The organism is Gaetbulibacter sp. S0825 (assembly GCF_011777505.1).
In the GTDB taxonomy this organism is placed as follows: domain Bacteria; phylum Bacteroidota; class Bacteroidia; order Flavobacteriales; family Flavobacteriaceae; genus Pontimicrobium.
On record NZ_JAATJT010000001.1, the window covers coordinates 380,969 to 400,807 of the forward strand.

The following is a 19,839-nucleotide window of genomic DNA, read 5'->3' on the forward strand; positions in this document are numbered from 1 at the left end:
ATGTTTCTTTAATTAAAAGGTTGCGTATTATTTTTAAAGAATATTCAAGTTCTTTTATTCGCCACTAGACAAAAGCATAAAAGCACCTTTAGCAAGCACTTGCTTACCTCTAAAATCTTCAATGTTTAAAACTTCAATAAAATCTTCAGTTTGTTTTCCAACCTCAACCTTTGTTTTTTCAAAAATGTAATCGTCTTGTTGTTTTTCTAGAACTAGTGCATAAAAATCCCCATCAATTTCTGCTACTGCTCCTTTTGGGAAAGCATTCCCTTTAGAAGCATCTGTGATAATTTGAGCTTCTACAAACATGCCTGTAACAAAAGACGAGTTTTCATCATCTTCAATATGTCCATGTATTTTTATGGTTCTATTTGCTGTGTCGATTGAAGTTCCGACCAAATAAACTTCGGCAGTAAAAATATCATTGGTTGCTTCTGGAATTTTAAAACTAATTGGTTGCTCTTTCTTTATTTTTAAAATATCTTTCTCAAAAACCATTAGCTCCAAATGAATATGGTCAGTATTCACTATTTCTAGTATTTCATTTGATGCAGATACATAAGAACCATTACTTACATTTACTTTAGTAATAGATCCTGCAATTGGTGCATACAAATTTATGGTCGATGAAATTTTATCGTTCTCAACATTTTGTGGATTAATATTAAGCATTTTTAACTTTTGTTTTAAACCATTGTAATGTGCCAAATTACTTTTGTAATCACTCTCAGCTTTTAGGTAGTTTTTTTGAGAAGTGATATTCTCTTTATACAAAGTGGATTGTCTTTCAAACTCCGACTTTAAATAGGCGAGTTGATTAGAAACTTCTAAATAGTTTTGTTGCAACTCTACAAATTCTGGATTTTCTAGTGTCACTAACAATTGCCCTTTTTTAACTTCATCACCAATTAAAAGTGGCGTATTTTTAATATACCCTTCCATAAATGTAGTGATACTTGCTCTACTAGATGGAGGTACGTCTATAAAACCTGTAGCAGTTATTGTTTGATTAAAATCTTGCATGGATAGTTCACCTAGAGCCATGTTTTCTGATTCAAACTGAGATGCTGAAATAACAACCTCCTCCTGATGACTTTGACTTTCAATGCTAACTTCTGTTTCTTTTTCATTATTCCCACAAGACAAAATGACTAGTAAAAATAAAATGCTATATATATGTTTCATGTTATTATTTTATAATATTAAGTGATTAATGGCTATGACTGTTTGATTGTATTGATTTAAATTATCTAAATAACTAAGCTCAATCTCTTTTGCATTTTCAATACTTTGGATGAATTGAAAAAAGTCTATTTCTCCGTGCTTAAAGCTTTGTTCGGCTGTTTTTATAATCTCCTCGGAAAGATGCTTGCCTTGAGTTTCATAATATATAAGTGCTTCATCAAGTTGCTCTAATTTTGCTAATAGTGTACTAAACTCTGCTTCATAACTTAAACTGTAATTTTTTTGCTGTTCTTCAGCAACTTTAAGAGCCAGTTTAGAAGCTTTAATTTTTGATGAATTTCCGCTAAACAACAATGGTATTTTAAGTCCTATTTGATAACCATTTATGCTTGAGTTTAAAGTACTGTTTGTGCCTTGAAAATACTCGAAACTTACATCTGGCAATAAATTTTGCGATTCTAAATTGATTGCTGAATTGTAGTAATCTTTAGAGCTTTCAAAATATGTTAACCCAACATTAGGGCTGTTAAGTGTTCTTTCTAATTCTAGCCTATTAGGAGCTTGAGTTTTAAATGAAGATACATCAGATTGCACTACTTTATTAAGCTGATGTTGGGCAGCAATAATTTCCTTTGATGCTTGCCCTAATAACATTTCTATTTGACGTTGTTTTGATTTAGCTGAAATCATTTCTAGATAATTGGTTTCGCCTAGTTCGAAACGTCTTTCAGAAGCTTTTGCAAAATCTTTATACAAACTATCTAAATATTGAATAGTTGCAACTTTTTCGTTGGTATATACTAATTGATAATAAGCTGAATACACATCTCTTTTAACCTTTAACAATTGAATGTTGTACTCTGCTTCTGCTATGCTTTGTGCTGCCTTATTAAGCTTTTTTTGAGCAAAATACACCGTTGGAAATTTGAAATCTTGTGAAACTCCAAAGACTTTTAATGGTTCATTGTTTATGGCTAGATTGCTCTCATCATAATTATAATAAACATTTGTTTTATCAAAACTAAACGCACTGCTTACCAAAGCTTCTTTCTCTTCAACCGTTAATGCTGATGCTTTTAAAGATGCATTGTTTTCTATTGCTTTGGCTAACACTTCATCAATAGTTATTGGCTTTGTTTGTGCGTTCATTTGAAATGCAAACAATAATAGCAAAGTGCTTATTATTGTATTTTTATTCGTCTTCTTAATCTTAATAGTTTCAAACCAAGAATACAATACAGGCAACACGACAAGGGTTAGTATTGTTGCTGTAATTAAGCCTCCAATAACAACTGTTGCTAATGGACGTTGTACCTCAGCTCCAGCACTCGTAGAAACTGCCATCGGCAAAAACCCCAACGCTGCTGCCATTGCTGTAAGCAGTACAGGTCTTAATCGTTCGGTGGTGCCTTTAATAATTAGTTCTTTCATATTCGTAATTCCAGATTCTTTTAAAGATTTAAAATGCTCAATAAGCACAATACCATTTAATACTGCAATACCGAAAAGCGCTATAAAACCAACACCTGCCGATATACTAAAAGGCAAATCTCTAGCCCAAAGTAATAATACACCTCCAACTGCAGCAAGTGGAATTGCAGAATAAACCATTAATGCTTCTCTTACTGAGCCAAAAGCAAAATACAAGAGAATAAAAATTAGAAATAAGGCTACTGGAACAGCTACTTTTAATCTAGCTGTCGCATTTTGCAGATTTTCAAATTGTCCTCCATAGGTAATGCTATAACCAGCTGGTAATTTTAAGTTGGCATCTATTAGTTGACTTACATCATCTACAACCGATTGCAAGTCACGATTCCTAACATTAATACCAACAACAATACGTCGTTTGGTGTCATCTCTAGAAATTTGAGCAGGACCTTTGGTATATTTAATCTCTGCTAATTCACTAAGTGGAATTTTCAATCCATTGGGTGTGTCGACATATAAATTTTGGAGGTTTTCAATCCCTTTACGTTGCGATTGGTCAAGACGCAATACCAAATCGAAGCGTTTTTCTCCTTCAAAAACACTTCCTATAGCTTCTCCTGCAAATCCCATTGAAATAATTTGATTCAGGTCAGAAATATTTAAACCATACCTTGCAATTTTACTTCTATTATATATTACGCTCATTTGTGGTAATCCTTCAACTTTTTCAACTGTAATATCCGAAGCACCTTCAACATCATTAATTAAACTTCTAATCTCATTCGCTTTATCTGCTAGAATTTCTAAATCTTCACCAAAAATTTTAATGGCCACATCTGCTCTCACTCCAGTAACCAATTCATTAAAACGCATTTCAATGGGTTGCGTAAACTCAACTTCCATATTTGGAATTATGGCAAGTGCTTCTTTAAACTTATCTGCCAATTCATCTTTTGTGGATGCTGAAACCCATTCTTTTTTAGGCTTTAGTTTTATTATCACATCACTTTCCTCCATAGACATTGGATCTGTTGGGACTTCGGCTGCACCAATTCTTGTTACTACTTGTTCTACTTCTGGGAATTGCTCTAATAACGTGTTTTCAATTTTTGTTGTGATTTCAATAGTTTTTGTTAGTGATGTTCCTGTTTTTAAAACTGGTTGAATAACAAAATCCCCTTCATCTAACGTTGGCACAAATTCGCCTCCCATTCTAGTAAAAATCCAAGAGCTAAAAACTAAAAGAATGGTTGCTAAACCTATAACTATTTTTTTATTATTTAAGGCCCAATTTATTGTTGGCTTATACCAAGAAGTTATTTTTTTCATTAACCTATAAGAAAAATTTGTTGAGGATTTTTTAGAAGGTTTTAAAAACATAGAAGCTATAACAGGAACATAGGTTAAACACAAAATCATGGCTCCAATCAACGCAAAACTAAAAGTAAGCGCCATTGGTTTAAACATCTTGCCTTCAATACCACTTAATGACAAAATTGGAATAAAAACTATAAGGATAATCAGCTGACCAAAAATGGCCGAGTTCATCATTTTAGATGCGCTATTTAAGGTGACATTATCTATTTCTTCTTGTCTTGCAACACCGCTTAGGCTAGAAATCTTATCACTTTGCCTTACAATTTGAAACGCTATAAACTCAACAATAATCACAGCTCCATCGATAATAATACCAAAATCAATAGCTCCCATACTCATTAAGTTGGCATCAATTTTAAATATGTTCATTAAGGTAATGGCAAACAATAAACTTAACGGAATTACTGAAGCAACAACTAATCCAGAGCGTAAATTACCAAGTAATAAAACCACTATAAAAATGACTATTAAAGAGCCCAAAATTAAATTTTCGGCAACGGTCGTGGTCGTTTTTTTAATAAGTTCGCTTCGCTCCAAAAATCCATTAATATAAACACCTTCTGGCAAGGTTTTTTGGATTGATGCCACACGTTCTTTAACTGCATCAATAATTTGTTTGGAGTTTCCGTGCTTAATCATCATGATTTGTCCAAGCACTTTTTCACCTTCTCCATTTCCAGTAATAGCACCAAATCGAGTAGCACTTCCAAAGCCTACATTAGCAATGTCCTTTATATAAATTGGTAAGCCATTATTATTTTTTACTACAATATTTTCAATATCATTTAGCTTTGATATTAACCCTTCGCCTCGAATAAAAAAGGCTTCATTAGCTTTCTCAATATAGCCTCCACCTGCAACACTATTGTTTTTCTCTAAAGCTGTATATATATCAGAAATGGCAATATTCATTGCCTTAAGTTTTTGCGGATTAATGGCCACTTCGTACTGCTTTAAATGCCCTCCCCAAGTATTCACCTCAACAACTCCTGGAATACCAGACAACTGTCGTTTTACTATCCAATCTTGAATGGTTCGTAAATCGGATGTTGTGAATTTGTCTTTAAATTCAGGTTTTACATCCAATGTGTATTGATATATTTCACCCAAACCTGTAGTTATTGGTCCCATTTCAGGTGAGCCGAAGCCTTTAGGAATTTTTTCGGAAGCTGATTTAATTTTTTCTGCAATTAATTGTCTCGGCAAATACGTTCCTAAATCGTCATCAAAAACAATAGTAACAACAGATAGTCCGAACTTTGAAACCGACCTTATTTCATTAACTCCAGGTAAATTAGCCATTTCCAGTTCTACTGGATAGGTTATAAATTGTTCAACATCTAAAGTTGATAGGTTTCTGGATGTAGTTAATACCTGTACTTGGTTATTGGTAATATCAGGAACAGCTCCAATAGATATTCTTGTTAGGGAAAAAATTCCAAAACCAATAAGTATTGCTGTAAAAAGTAATATAATCAGCTTATTTTTTAAACTAAATCGAATAATATTTTCTAACATAATTCATTGTAAAATGTGATGTAAGCTATATGAAAATAGCTTATAAATAAATGATTTTAATCAGTAATGAATTATGTTAACCGTGGTGGTTGAAAAACAGAATGCTTTTCAAATAAAGAATAAGAATCTTTATAAAAGAAGGTTTTTGAAGCATCAACAAATGCATATTCTTTTAGTTCAAATGCTGTAGAATGCTGCATAAAAATAGTAGGTGAATGGTGACATGTTTGCTGATCATGCTTAAACGGAAGGTCTTCGTGTTCTTTATGTTCCTTGCTATGGTTTTTGAATTCTTCGCCATAATGTTCTGCTATGAACTCAAAAAAACTATCTCCATATTGTTCTTGATGAAAAGAAGCATGCTCCAAAAGTGTATTTAGCTTTGAAATATCATCAAAACCAATATTGAAACTTTGAAAAAGTATCAGATTTGCAAATATTATGGAAAATAACTTTGTCATATCGTTCATCAAAAGTAAACAAAAAACTGAAAACTATTGATACCTAGGTTACATTCAATCTAATTGAAGATTTAAAAATAGGCTTTTAATTGTATGGTTCCTGTATGAATGGTTTTACTCAATTCGCTTTTTCTTCCAAAATAATTAATATTTAAATCTAGAAATTTTGTTAATTTTTTTTGAGCTAGCAAGTTCCATGTGAAGTTTTTTCCTGGTTGTAAACCTTCCATCATTTGATAACCGACTGGCGAATTTGAATTGCCCTGAAACTTGTTTGAAAAGTAATTTACTTCGGCAGTTATTGCAGCCTTTTGGCTATTAGCTAGTGCAAATGACACGCCATATTTTTGTTGAGTTAATGTTTCTAAATTTCCTATAGTATTTTCTTTATTTGCATATTGGTAAAACACATCAAATCGAGTAGTGTCATTAAATAAATAGGAGAGTTTTGGATTTAGTTTTGTTTCATCAATATTATAGTTTTTACTCACAAAATTCTCACTTATACTTTCGTTGTTATTGAATGCTGAATCTAAGTTTAGTAACCATGTATTAGCAATTTTATGGTTAAAATTAAATTGGTGGCTCTTCAAATTATTTTCAATAAAACCAAACGATAATACATTTCTAGATTTGTTCGATAAATATGCATACGAAGAAGTATAATGCTGTTTCCCTCTATTGAAGAAAAATACATTTCTAAAATTTAATTGCAACCCTAATTGATTTTCTGCTTCACTCTCAAAAGGGTTTAAATTGAAATTATTGCCTTCTCTTTTTATTTTTCTATCAATTAAATAAGAGGTTTGATTATAAAAATGAGACCAAAATTTTTGGCTTGCATTTTCAGAAGACGACCAAACCGAAGGATTAATAGTTAACGTTTGACTCAGCCTATTTTGGTGTGTTTTTAAGAATACTTGATTTGGCAATAAAACTCTAATATATTGTCCTTGGTCTTGAAATTGTGCCAATTCAAATTCTTCTAATTCTTGAATCCCATTGTTGTTATAATCAATCCAAGTGTAAGCTCCTTGTCCTGGTTCTACCTCAACATAAGTAAATTGTTGTTGAGGCAAGGTTCCTGAGTTGGTTTCAAAAATGGTATTCCATAATACAATTTGCTTAAATAGTTTTTGGTTGAACTGAATTCTTGAATTTAGAGATGGCGAATCATCAATAGAATTATCCTCGCTTTTTAAAACTCGATAATTTGCGTAAATGCCTAAATTGGTGTTATTATTCTGAATAAGTTTTGAACGCACATAATATGTATTAGAGGTATTTACTTTTTGAAGCTGACCATTTTTAATACTGTCATTTACCCTGTTTTTATAACCAACTTCTACAAATACGTTGGTACTATCACCAATTCCTGTAAACACTTCATAAGATGAGAATTTTTGACTTAATGACGTTAATGTATTCGTTGCTTTTTCTTTTTGCTCGTTATCTTCAATAGCTACTTTAGTACCTACCCAACCATTTTTTAAATTATAGGCAATTCTATTAAAAGACCTTGAGAATTCAGAAGTATTTAAACTTGAGTTAGCTGTTAAAAAACTTGAATTTGAAAAGATGTTGAACCTTCCTAATCTTAAATCAACTAAAACAACATGACGATTTCCATTAAAGTTTTCAGAATATCCTAAATGCTCAAATTGATAGGTAGCTATACCTTTATTACCATGAACTAGCTGCAACCCTGTTTTAAATAATTGTTGATTCCCTAAAGGCATATCCAAGTTCCAATCTCTATTAAATTCAGCATTGTATAATCGCTCAATGGTTTTAAAGTCTTTTTGAATATAATCGCCATCTACAAAAGCGTTTAAATTCCACAGACTATCATTTTTAATAATGCTTTGCGTGATTTTTAACTTTCCAGCAAATCCATTATTGTCAGCATCATCTAATGTCGAAAATAAATTAAGGTCGTTTTTACTTGCTGAAATTTCAAAATCAATACTCGTTTTTTCTGAAGGCGTATAGGAGCCATTAACTACAGCCATTTGTAGTTTTGTCGGTGCAATTAACTGGACAACTGGCTCATAATTTCCTTGAGGTACGCCTAAAATTGGTGCTACATATTCGTAAATTGTTGTAATAGCATTGGTATTACTCACCACATAATTCCCTTGGTTTTCGCCAACTAATGAAAACCTTACATTAAATAATTCATCGTTTGGGTCATTAGAAAACACGAATGCTTCAACGCCACTTATAATTTCTTTCTTGTAAAGAATTCTATTTTCATTAAAAGCTTCTGGTACTGCTGAAGGTGCTACCATCAACCCATTATCGTCTCCAGCATCTTTTAAAACCTGTACTTGATCAGTAGATAAGTTTTGCTGTAAGGGCTGATTTTTAGCATCGTTTTCGGTGTAAACTGAAGCGCCTATTTTTAGTTTCTCACTTTGGTAATTTCCTCCTCCATAACCAACAAACCTAGAATAATTTCTATCACTAAATTGATAATCTATTACTATACGCATTTCGGAAGTAATAGGATAAGTTGCATTGAAAATAATTTCACCAGCATTGTAGTCTATGATATAGTCCTTATTTTCTCCTCGCTCTAAAGCAATCCCATTTACATAAACAGTTTCACTTCCAGATACAATTAACACAAATAATTCGCCATTTTGCCCTTGTAATTTATAGGGTCCTTGATTGCCTTCTTGCCCATTAAATTTACTACTACTAAATTGTCCTCGCACCAATGCACCAGCTGCAAAAATATTCGACTTAGAATCGTCTCCGTTTAGATTAGCATTAATGGATAGGCCTTGAACACGTTTAGAAAATCGCCCAAAATAAGACCCTGTGTTTTGTAAATCAATATCTCCAGCGCGAATGTTCCATGTGTCACTATATAACTCAATAAATATTTGATCAAACTCGTCCAATCGTTGTGAATAACCACTTTCTTGTAGCGGAATATTGGCGTCTTGTATAGAAGCCCTTAAAGAGACTTTATCATTTAACTTCCCTGAAATTTGTAAATCTAATTCACTGTTTAAAACCGAATTTTGATTATTCCCAACAGTAATACCTCTGGAAATACTTCCTGATGTTGTCAACCCATCAAAAGGAATAAAACCATTGGTTTCGCTTGGTTGTGATAACTTATATAGTTTATCTAGATTATCTGTGTTTTCAACAATAATGCTCTCATCTAATTGCTTGTACGTTTTCGTTAAAAAATCTGGATAGCGTAAATACTCAATAATAATGGAGTCTGTTTCTATGGGTTTTTTAAACGTTAAAAGTGCTTTTGAAAAATCAATACTATAGAAAGTTGAATCTAAAGTAATTCCATTTTTAAGTTTTACTAAAAATTTACTAGAATTAATACTTACACTATCAACCAAAATAGAATCCTTTACAATAACTTTTTTAGTCTTGTAATTAGAGGTTTGCTCTTGAGAAAAACTCAAAAAGCAAAAGAAAAAAAAGAAAAAAGGTAATGTTACTTTCATCTAGTATGATAAACTAAAAAGCTTGTGAAATATTTTGTTGATAGTTTTAGTTAAAACTCCTTTAAAATTATAGTGTAAAAGTACAGCATTATTTATTTTAGCTGAAACCAATATTTTAATGAAAATCATTTCTTATAACGTCAACGGAATTCGCGCAGCAATTAACAAAGGTTTTATAGATTGGTTACAAAGTGCAAATCCAGATGTAATCTGCTTACAAGAAATAAAAGCTTTAGAAGAACAGCTAGATTTATCAGTTTTTGAAGATGTTGGATACAAGCATAATTATTGGTTCAGTGCTCAAAAAAAAGGATATAGTGGTGTTGCTATTTTAAGTAAAACCGAGCCTGATCATGTAGAATATGGTACTGGAATACCAACTATGGATTTTGAAGGACGAAATATTCGTGCCGATTTTGGTGACCTTTCGGTAATGAGTATGTACTTACCTTCTGGAACTAATATGGAAAGGCTTGAGTTTAAGTTTAATTACATGGACGAAATTAAAGAGTATTTAACTTCTTTAAGGCAAAGTAAACCCAATTTAGTTGTTTGTGGTGATTATAATATTTGCCACGAAGAAATTGATATTCACAACCCTAAAATGAAAAATGTTTCAGGCTTCTTACCTGAAGAACGTGAATGGTTAGGAAGATTTATCAATAGCGGATTTATAGACTCTTTTAGGTACTTAAATAACGATTTACAACAATATAGTTGGTGGAGTTATCGTGCTAATGCTAGAGCAAATAATAAAGGTTGGCGTCTAGATTACGCAATGGTTACAGAGCCATTACAAGAAAATATTAAAAGAGCCGTTATACTCACTGAAGCAGTGCATAGCGATCACTGTCCAATTTTAGTAGAAATAAAAAAATAATCAAATCTATAAATAACCTAATAACAAAAAAACCACAGTTATGATTAAAAAAATGTCATTAATAGTAATAATAACAACTCTTGCGATTTCTTGTGTGTCTCCGAAAGTTTATAAAGAACTTGAAGATAAATACTCAAACTTAAAAAAAGAGCACAGACAATTATCGGATGATAATGAAACACTTCAAAATGCTAAAACCAAATTAGAAAATAGTCTAAAAGACCTTCAGAAAAACTATGACGATGCTGTTTCTACTCGCGATAAATTGCTAAGTGAATACAATGCGTTAAAGGCTAATTATGATAATTTAACTGCGTCGTATGATGCTTTAGAAAAAAATAGTTCGGCTGCCATAGCAGATAACGTAAAAAAGAACAGAGAATTATTAGCACAGTTAGAAGCTAAAGAGCAAGCACTTGCTGCTGAAAACTCACGATTGGAAGCACTTAAAAAACAATTAGAAGACAGATCTAATCGTGTAGCTGAATTAGAAAGTGTTATTGCGGCAAAAGACAAAGCCATGACCGATTTAAAAAATGCCATTTCAAGAGCATTAACCGATTTTGAAGGTAAAGGCTTAACCGTTGAGCAGCGTGATGGGAAAGTATATGTTTCTATGGAAAATAAACTTTTGTTTAGTTCAGGAAGTTGGGCGGTAGGAACAGAAGGAAGAAGAGCAGTACAGCAACTTGGTGCTGTATTAGCAGACAATCCTGAAATTGCCATTTTAATTGAAGGACATACCGATAATGTACCATACAAAGGCAACTCTCAACTAAGTGGCAACTGGGATTTATCAACTAAACGAGCTACTGCTATTGTTAATATTCTAAGAGAAAATGCCAATATAAATCCAGAAAACTTAACAGCAGCTGGACGTGGTGAATATGCTCCTATTGCAACCAATGATACTGCTGAAGGAAAAGCAAAAAATAGACGTATTGAAGTTATTTTAACGCCTAAGTTAGATGAACTTTCAAAATTGTTAAGCGATATATAACTAATAACGTCATTGCGAGAAGTGAGCGACGAAGCAATCTGCCAGTCATGTTCTAATACTTTGAGAGAGATTGCCACATCAAACAAGTTTGCTTCGCAATGACGGAAAACAATAATAATTAAAAAGAAGCTCCCACTTTTTGGGAAGAACTATGAAATACACCAACTTACCAAACACAAATATAAAAGTCAGTAAAATATGCTTAGGCTCTATGACTTGGGGCAACCAAAATACCGAAGCCGAGGGTCATGCACAACTAGACTATGCCTTTGACAATGGCGTTAATTTTATTGATACTGCCGAGTTATATCCTGTTCCAGCTGAAGCAAAAACTAGCGGAAGAACAAGTGAAATAATTGGCACATGGTTACAAAAAACAAGAAATCGTGATAAAGTAATTTTAGCAAGTAAAATTGCTGGAGGTGGTGACTATACGGCACATATTAGAACTACTGGCTTTGTAAAAGGAATTAAAGATGCTGTAAACAATGAGTTAAAACGTTTACAAACCGATTATATAGATTTATTTCAACTACATTGGCCAGAACGTGAAACCAATACGTTTGGCGTAAGAGATTACACTCATAATCCAAACGATTCTTGGCAAGATAATTTTAATGAAGTACTTCATGTATTGGATGATGTTATTAAGGAAGGTAAAATTAGACACATTGGCTTATCAAACGAAAAAGCTTGGGGAACCATGCGTTATTTAGAAGAATCTAAAACTCATAATTTACCAAGAATGATAACCATTCAAAATGCCTATTCGTTATTAAACAGAGTGTTTGAAGGCGATATGGCAGAAATAGCCATGAGAGAAAACATTAAATTATTAGCCTATTCACCGTTGGCATTTGGTGTGTTATCTGGAAAATATATTAAAGGTATTGCTGCTGATAATTCTCGATTAAAATTGTTCCCAAGGTTTGCACGATATAGTAGCGAGCAATCTACCGAAGCAACAAAGCAATACTTACAGTTAGCTGAAGAGAATAATTTAAGTTTAACGCAAATGTCATTAGCATTTGTTAACCAAAGACCTTTTATTGCTAGTAATATTATTGGAGCAACAACAGTTGAACAATTAAAGGAAAACATAGATAGCATTAATGTAGAATTAAGCGATGAGCTTTTAGAAAAGATTAATGCTATTCATGCAGCTATACCTAATCCTGCTCCTTAATTGAAAAAAAAATGAAACAAAAAAGCCTTACTCAATGCGAGTAAGGCTTTTTTTATAATGTAATTACGTTACCATCTTTATCTTTAAAGTGGTACTCTAGATATGTGTAAGCATCTCTTGGCAATATTTTTACCCATTTTTTATGTTCAAAATACCATTTTGAACGTTGTGATGGAAAACCTTTTGTTAAAAAGGCTGCTATAAAAGGATGTGTGTTTAATGTCACCTTTTTATAGTCTTTTTTAATAATTAAGTCCAGATCATGCTTGATTTTTTCAACAATCTTAATTGGTGCTTCCACTTCTTTGCCATTAATACCATTAGGATCTTCCTCTCTGGTTTTAATTTTCATTTCAGGTCGTACACGCTGTCTGGTTATTTGTATCAATCCAAATTTACTTGGAGGTAAAATTTTATGTTTTGCTCTATCATCTTTCATTTCCTCGCGAAGATGATTAAAGAGCTTCCTTCTATGGTCAGCCGTATTCATGTCGATAAAATCGATAACAATAATGCCTCCCATATCACGTAAACGTAACTGTCTTGCTACTTCTGTTGCCGAAATTAAATTAACTTCTAGCGCTGTATCCTCTTGGTTTCTAGCTTTATTAGAGCGGTTTCCACTATTCACGTCTATAACATGAAGTGCTTCGGTGTGTTCTATCACCAAATATGCTCCTTTCGCCATAGAAACTGTTTTTCCAAAGGATGTTTTAATTTGTCTTTCTATTCCAAACTTTTCAAAAATTGGAACTTTAGACTGATACAACTTAACTATTGATTCTTTTTTTGGTGCAATTTCTTGCACGTAATCTTTAATTTGAATGTAAAGCGATTCGTCATCTACTACTATTGAGGAAAAAGAATCATTAAATATGTCTCTTAAAATTGAAGAGGCTTTATTCATTTCTCCTAATACTTTACTTGGATGACTTGCTCTTTGTAGCTTTTTACACATTGCGACCCAACGGTCATACAAATTTTGTAAATCTTTATCTAGTTCTGCTACTTTTTTGCCTTCTGCTACAGTACGTACTATTACACCGAATCCTTTTGGTGTAATACTTTTTAATAATCGTTTTAATCTATCTTTTTCTTCTTTGCTTTCAATTTTTTGAGAAATTGAAATACGATCAGAAAAAGGGACCAACACCAAATATCTACCTGCAATGGATATTTCCGAGCTAATTCTCGGTCCTTTTGTAGAAATTGGTTCTTTAACTATTTGCACTAATGCAGATTGATTTGATTTTAAGGCGTCATTAATTTTGCCGTCTTTATCAATATCTTTTTCAAATGGGAAATCTTTTAAAGAGTAATCTTTAAGTTTACCTGTGCTTACACGTTTTATGAATTTTAAAAGGGAAGGGAGTTTAGGTCCTAAATCATGATAGTGCAAAAATGCATCTTTTTCATAGCCTACATTAACAAATGCAGCATTTAAACCTGGTACAGATTTTCGGATTTTGGCTAAAAACACATCACCAACCGAGAAATTACTGTCATCCTCATCCTTTTGTAATTCAATAAGTTTTCCATCTTTTAATAAGGCAAAATCAACATTGTTTGAACTAGATCTAATGATCAATTCTTTATTCATTTTGTTAATTTTTATCCATCACGACCATTTTAATGTCACGACAGATGGATTAAACATATTATTTGATTCACAGGATTTTAATCCAGAAAATTCATGATTATGTTAGGTAGTAACATAATTAATACATGAATTTGATATCAAAGAACGATTTTTAAATAAAACTGAAAAAGTAGTTTTGCAACTACTTTTTCAAATTATTTTTTCTTGTGACGATTAGCGCGTCTTCTCTTTTTACGCTTATGCGTCGCTACCTTGTGTCTTTTACGTTTTTTACCACTTGGCATAAATAATGTTTTTTTTAATTAATACTTTTTTTTAATGTCTTATTTAACTTCAACATTTGCTTTTACACCTTCTACAAATACTTTTGCAGGCTTAAATGCTGGAATGTTGTGTGCTGGAATTTTAATAGTCGTATTTTTTGAAATATTTCTACCTGTTTTCTCTGCTCTTGTTTTTACGATGAAACTACCAAATCCTCTTAAGTAAACGTTATCTCCTCCTTCTAAAGAGTTTTTAACTTCCGTCATAAAAGTTTCTACTGTTGCTTGTACATCTCCTTTTTCAATTCCTAATTTCTCAGAAATTTTAGCTACTATATCAGCCTTCGTCATTGTTAATTATTTTTTAGGGTTATCTATTAATTCTAAGGGATGCAAATATATGTATTTTATATTCAATATTTCAAGCCTAAATCATTAAATTTTAACCCAATAAACGTTTATTTTTGCAGCTCATATAATTTTAAAATGATTTTTAATAAAATTTTAATTGATTGGTTCTCAGTACATAAACGTGAGTTGCCTTGGAGAAAAACTAAAAATCCTTATTTAATATGGCTATCTGAAATCATTTTACAACAAACGCAGATTAAACAAGGGTTGCCATATTATGAAGCTTTTGTGAGCAAATTTCCAACTGTAAATACACTTGCAAATGCTGAAGAATCAGTGGTCTTAAAGTTATGGCAGGGTTTAGGGTATTATTCTAGAGCTAGAAATTTACATTTTTCAGCTAAATACATTTTAAATGAATTACAAGGTGAGTTTCCCAAAACTTATAAAGAACTCCTTAACCTAAAAGGTGTTGGTGATTATACCGCAAGCGCCATTGCTTCTATTTGCTACAACGAAGCAACTGCTGTGGTTGACGGAAATGTGTACAGGGTTTTATCAAGATATTTTAATATCGATACGCCAATTAATTCTACAAAAGGGATTAAAGAGTTTAAAGCTTTAGCGCAGCAGCTTCTCCCAAAAACCAATATTGGTGATTACAACCAAGCTATTATGGAATTTGGTGCTGTACAATGTAAACCAGCGAATCCAAATTGTAATGAATGCCCTCTACAAAATAGTTGTAAAGCTTTTGAACTAGATAAGATTAATTTGCTTCCTGTAAAGCTCAAAAAAACAAAGGTTAGTAAAAAGTTTTTTAATTTTTTAGTATTCCTTTCTAACGATGGAAAAACTATTATCGAACAACGAACCGAAAAAGGTATTTGGAAAAACTTATATCAGTTTCCTTTAATCGAGTCAGAAAAAAGTTTAACAATAGATGAGCTAAAATCACATTCTGAAATTAAGGCTTTATTAAATGGTAATACATATGAACTCAGTTTATATAACAACAACGCAATAATCCATAAACTATCACATCAACATTTGCATACAAAATTCTGGATTATTGAAACTCATAAGCTTCCAAAAGAGAGTATTCCAAAGTCTAAAATTAGACAATATCCAGTTCCTATATTAATTGGAAATTTTATTGAGCAATTTAATTTTTAAAAGCTTTTTTATTACCTTTAAATAAATCAATTAAAAACCACTAATTTAGTAGTCTAAAACAAATTATTATGTCTGGAACATTAAACAAAGTAATGCTGATTGGGCATTTGGGAGATGAAGTGAAAATGCATTATTTTGATGATAAGAATTGTGTTGGTCGTTTTCCGTTAGCAACCAACGAGACTTATACAAACAAGCAAACCAATGAACGTGTCACCAATACCGAATGGCACAACATTGTTGTACGTAATAAAGCTGCCGAAATTTGTGAAAAATACTTAAGCAAAGGCGACAAGGTCTATATTGAAGGTAGAATTAAAACACGTAAATGGCAAGATGACAAAGGTAATGATCGCTATTCAACTGAAATTTATTGTAACGATTTTACATTTTTAACAACCAAAAACGAAAGTGGTAATACTCAAGGTGCTCCACAACCTGAGGCTAAACAGCAAACACAAAATCAAGTAAGTGAACCTATTGGAGACGATAATGACGATTTGCCATTTTAATATTAACCAAAACGTATAAATTTGGATCCTGATCCCATTAGTTTAACAATATCTTTAACTGCCATTGATACCTCAACCGTATCTGGAATTATATTGTTTTTTATACTATTAATCTGTTCTGCTCTAATTTCTGGAGCCGAAGTAGCATTGTTTTCGTTAACACAATCAGATTTCGATAATTCAACCGAAGAATCCAAACCTCTGGAAATTATTTATAAGTTATTAGAAAAACCTAAAAAACTTCTAGCAACAATTTTAGTAGCAAATAACTTTATAAATATTGCCATAGTTATTTTGTTTGCTTATTTAAGTGAATTCTATTTTGCCAATCTATCTCCAACTTGGTTTAAGTTTTTAGTTGAAGTTGGAGTAGTAACCTTTTTAATTCTATTGTTTGGTGAAATTTTGCCTAAAATTTATGCCAGTAGAAATAGTGTGAAATTTGCCAAATTTATGGCATACCCTTTACGCTTTTTAGATGTAATTATTTCCCCTCTAAGTTTACCTATGCGCAGTATTACTATCGCTATGCATAATAAATTAGGAAAGCAAAAATCTAACATAAGTGTGGATCAATTATCACAAGCACTAGAGTTAACTAGCGAAGAAGACACAACAAAAGAAGAGCACAAAATATTAAAAGGCATTGTGTCGTTTGGAAATACCGACACCAAACAGGTTATGCGTCCGCGTATTGACATTTTTGCGCTAGATAACAATTTAAAATATAGCGATATTGTTCCAGATATTATTAAAAATGGCTATTCTCGAATCCCTGTCTTTCAAGATAATGTCGATAATGTTGTTGGTGTTTTATATGTAAAAGATTTGTTGCCACATTTAGGTAAAAAACAGTTTGATTGGACCTCTTTATTACGTGATCCATTTTTTGTTCCCGAGAATAAAAAGCTAGACGATTTAATGCAAGAGTTTCAAGAGAAAAAGGTGCATTTAGCAGTTGTGGTAGATGAGTATGGAGGCACATCTGGGATTGTATCGTTAGAAGATGTTATTGAGGAAATTGTTGGAGATATTAGTGATGAATTTGATGACGACGACCTTATTTATTCTAAATTAGATAATAACAACTTTGTGTTTGATGGTAAAACAACTTTAAAAGATTTTTACCGTATTATTAAAATTGAGGACGAAGCTATTTTTGAAGACAATAAAGGAGAGGCAGAAACTATTGCAGGATTTGTATTAGAAATTTCTGGAAATTTTCCAAAATTGGACAGTAAAATAAATTTTGAGAATTACGTTTTTACTATAGAGTCTTTAGATAAAAAACGTATTAAACAAGTAAAAATCACCATTAATTAAATGAGAAGCATTTTTCTATTAGTAATCATTGCCTTTTGTATATCGTGTGGAAACGACCCAACACCAAAACCAAAAGCTTTTTTAAGATTAAACTACCCTAAACACCAATATGTTCAAATTCAACAAGAGCTTCCTTTTACCTTCGAGAAAAATCTGTTTGCTAAAGATATTAGCAATATTAAAGTATCTGGTGACCAAAAATCATATAGTTTAGACATTTCTTATCCATCATTAAAAGGCACTATTTATATTACCTACAAAGAGATTATTAATAACAACCTAGAACCCTACTTAATAGATGCACAAAATATTACTCAAAAACATTCTCAAAGAGCCGATGAAATTATTGAGCAACCTTATTTAAATTTTGAAAATAGAGTCTTTGGAATGTTTTATGAAGTTGGTGGTAACGCTGCCTCACAATCGCAATTTTATGTTACCGATAGTGTCAAGCATTTTTTAACTGGCTCTTTATACTTTTACGCCAAACCTAACTACGATTCTATTCTTCCAGCTGCTGACTATTTAAAGAAAGATATTCAGCATATTATGGAAACCATTCGATGGAAACAATAAAAAAACCTGGAATTAACCAGGTTTTTAATAGTAATTGACACTGCTATATCTATTGATTAAGTATTTTTTTTGTTGCTACTCTATCAACAGAATTTAACCTAATAATATACATCCCTTTACTTAAGTTATTAGTTCTTAATTCAAAAACTGCTTTGTTAGGTGTTTCTTGTAAAACCAATCTTCCGCCTAAATCATAAATACTAACTTTGGTAACTGGCTCTAAAGACGTCACTTGAATTAAGTCTGTTGAAGGGTTTGGGTACAATGAAAACTCTAATAGAGAATCCTCATTATTTGAAAGCACGTAAAAGTCACAAGTTCCAGCAACTTCGTTCCAAGTTAAAGCATCCGTTTGTTTCCAAATACGGTTGGCGTAGTTTGCACCATCAGTATTTATATTTCCATTTGTATTCCTAGTAGCACATTCTCCATTTGTATAGTTATCAAGAATGTCTTCATAAACACCATCTATTATAAATTTATACTCCATATCTGCTGTAGGGGCAGGAGAAAATATGAATTGAAAACTACCATTTCCCATATCAGTTCCAATAGGTCCAGAACTAGGATCCCATCCATTCCACCAAGGGCCTCCAATTCTGCAAGAAGTTGTTCCTGGAGGAGCAACCACATTTACAACTAAATCTTGAGCAAACAAAGTCGTTGCAAAAAGTAATGTAATTAAAATGTAAAGTTTTTTCATTTTATATGTATTATAATTAAGGGTTGAATATACTTCTTTGAAAACCTCATCCCAAAAATTGCACCTATACAAAAACCATACAAACCTATAATTAATTAAAAACTTACATTTGCACAAAATGTTAATTATATAACAAATGAAAACAATTGCAAGTTGTGTAGAAGATGTGCTAATTACCCAACCATACTTAGAAGAAGCGCTGTCACGAGGTATTATTAACTATAGTGCCTTAGCCGAAGAACTCCAACAACCAATTAGCGGCATACTAAAAAAGCCTGTGAAATCGGCTGCTATAATGATGGCATTAAGGCGCTATAACTCTCCTCTTGTCCCAGGGCATTCCTTAAAGATGAAAAAAATCATCAATAACTTGGGAGATATCACGGTGCGCTCTAACCTTACCGATTTTACAGTTAAAAACTCTCATACATTAATACAAAACCACTCTAAAATACTTGAAAAAGTAAAAGGGCAATCCAAATTGTTTTACACCTTTACAAGAGGCATTCATGAAAGTAATATTATTATTTCCAGCAGTTTAAAGCCTTTTATTATGGAATGTTTTAAAGGCGAAACGTTTATAGCTATACAAGATGGGCTTTCCGCAATTAGTATTAATTTACCCGAAGAAAACTCTAAAATAGCTGGTTTGTATTATCATTTTTTTAAACGTTTGGCTTGGGAAGGTATTATTTTATACGAAGTAGTTTCAACCACTAATGAGTTTACTATTTTGGTTGAAGATGATTTTGTTGATAAAGCATTTTCGGCTGTTAAAAGGCTTAAGAAATAGATAATTCATTGTTTGATTATGG

15 protein-coding genes are annotated in these 19,839 nt (G+C 32.0%); 8 read left to right on the plus strand and 7 right to left on the minus strand.

Annotation, left to right across the window (positions count from 1 at the left end):
• Positions 1 to 54: 54 nt before the first annotated feature.
• The 4 genes from HB672_RS01815 to HB672_RS01830 form a co-directional block, all read right to left on the minus strand.
• A complete protein-coding gene (locus HB672_RS01815) occupies positions 55 to 1,185 on the minus strand; it encodes an efflux RND transporter periplasmic adaptor subunit (RefSeq protein WP_167606793.1) in 1,131 nt (376 codons plus the stop codon).
• A gap of 9 nt (positions 1,186 to 1,194) precedes the next feature.
• Positions 1,195 to 5,511: a CusA/CzcA family heavy metal efflux RND transporter gene (locus tag HB672_RS01820; RefSeq protein WP_167606795.1), complete on the minus strand. Its 4,317-nt coding sequence runs from the start codon at positions 5,509 to 5,511 to the stop codon at positions 1,195 to 1,197.
• 71 nt (positions 5,512 to 5,582) lie between these two features.
• Positions 5,583 to 5,972, minus strand: coding sequence for a hypothetical protein (locus tag HB672_RS01825; RefSeq protein ID WP_167606798.1), 390 nt, complete (start codon positions 5,970 to 5,972; stop codon positions 5,583 to 5,585).
• Positions 5,973 to 6,043: 71 nt separating this feature from the next.
• Positions 6,044 to 9,454 (minus strand): DUF2460 domain-containing protein, encoded by a 3,411-nt coding sequence (locus HB672_RS01830; protein ID WP_167606801.1) that lies wholly within the window; start codon positions 9,452 to 9,454, stop codon positions 6,044 to 6,046.
• 118 nt (positions 9,455 to 9,572) lie between these two features.
• Between HB672_RS01830 and HB672_RS01835 the strand changes: the two genes are divergently transcribed.
• The 3 genes from HB672_RS01835 to HB672_RS01845 all read left to right on the plus strand — a co-directional run bounded on the left by HB672_RS01835 (position 9,573) and on the right by HB672_RS01845 (position 12,520).
• On the plus strand, positions 9,573 to 10,334 hold the full coding sequence (locus HB672_RS01835; protein WP_167606804.1) for an exodeoxyribonuclease III: 762 nt from the start codon (positions 9,573 to 9,575) through the stop codon (positions 10,332 to 10,334).
• A 40-nt stretch (positions 10,335 to 10,374) separates the two neighbouring features.
• On the plus strand, positions 10,375 to 11,334 hold the full coding sequence (locus HB672_RS01840) for an OmpA family protein (protein ID WP_167606808.1): 960 nt from the start codon (positions 10,375 to 10,377) through the stop codon (positions 11,332 to 11,334).
• A gap of 151 nt (positions 11,335 to 11,485) precedes the next feature.
• Entirely contained in the window at positions 11,486 to 12,520 is a 1,035-nt protein-coding gene (locus HB672_RS01845) for an aldo/keto reductase (RefSeq protein WP_167606811.1), read from the plus strand.
• 52 nt (positions 12,521 to 12,572) lie between these two features.
• Here HB672_RS01845 and HB672_RS01850 read toward each other — a convergent pair whose 3' ends face one another.
• A complete protein-coding gene (locus HB672_RS01850) occupies positions 12,573 to 14,120 on the minus strand; it encodes a ribonuclease E/G (protein ID WP_167606814.1) in 1,548 nt (515 codons plus the stop codon).
• 323 nt (positions 14,121 to 14,443) lie between these two features.
• Positions 14,444 to 14,734 (minus strand): HU family DNA-binding protein, encoded by a 291-nt coding sequence (locus HB672_RS01855; RefSeq protein WP_167606817.1) that lies wholly within the window; start codon positions 14,732 to 14,734, stop codon positions 14,444 to 14,446.
• Between the two features lie 135 nt (positions 14,735 to 14,869).
• On the opposite strand from HB672_RS01855, the gene mutY reads away from it, so the two are divergent.
• The 4 genes from mutY to gldD all read left to right on the plus strand — a co-directional run bounded on the left by mutY (position 14,870) and on the right by gldD (position 18,321).
• Positions 14,870 to 15,910 carry an A/G-specific adenine glycosylase gene (gene mutY / locus HB672_RS01860; protein WP_167606820.1) on the plus strand — a complete coding sequence of 347 codons (1,041 nt, stop codon included), beginning with the start codon at positions 14,870 to 14,872 and terminating at the stop codon, positions 15,908 to 15,910.
• 68 nt (positions 15,911 to 15,978) lie between these two features.
• Positions 15,979 to 16,422, plus strand: a complete 444-nt coding sequence (gene ssb / locus HB672_RS01865; protein ID WP_167606823.1) for a single-stranded DNA-binding protein — start codon at positions 15,979 to 15,981, stop codon at positions 16,420 to 16,422.
• A 21-nt stretch (positions 16,423 to 16,443) separates the two neighbouring features.
• The gene (locus HB672_RS01870) at positions 16,444 to 17,745 is read left to right on the plus strand and encodes a gliding motility-associated protein GldE (protein WP_167606826.1); all 1,302 of its coding nucleotides are present in this window, start codon (positions 16,444 to 16,446) and stop codon (positions 17,743 to 17,745) included.
• A complete protein-coding gene (gene gldD / locus HB672_RS01875; protein ID WP_167606829.1) occupies positions 17,746 to 18,321 on the plus strand; it encodes a gliding motility lipoprotein GldD in 576 nt (191 codons plus the stop codon).
• A gap of 49 nt (positions 18,322 to 18,370) precedes the next feature.
• Here gldD and HB672_RS01880 read toward each other — a convergent pair whose 3' ends face one another.
• Entirely contained in the window at positions 18,371 to 19,024 is a 654-nt protein-coding gene (locus HB672_RS01880; RefSeq protein ID WP_167606832.1) for a T9SS type A sorting domain-containing protein, read from the minus strand.
• A gap of 136 nt (positions 19,025 to 19,160) precedes the next feature.
• Here HB672_RS01880 and HB672_RS01885 point away from each other — a divergent pair, with 136 nt between their 5' ends.
• On the plus strand, positions 19,161 to 19,817 hold the full coding sequence (locus HB672_RS01885) for a hypothetical protein (RefSeq protein WP_167606835.1): 657 nt from the start codon (positions 19,161 to 19,163) through the stop codon (positions 19,815 to 19,817).
• Positions 19,818 to 19,839: the final 22 nt, after the last annotated feature.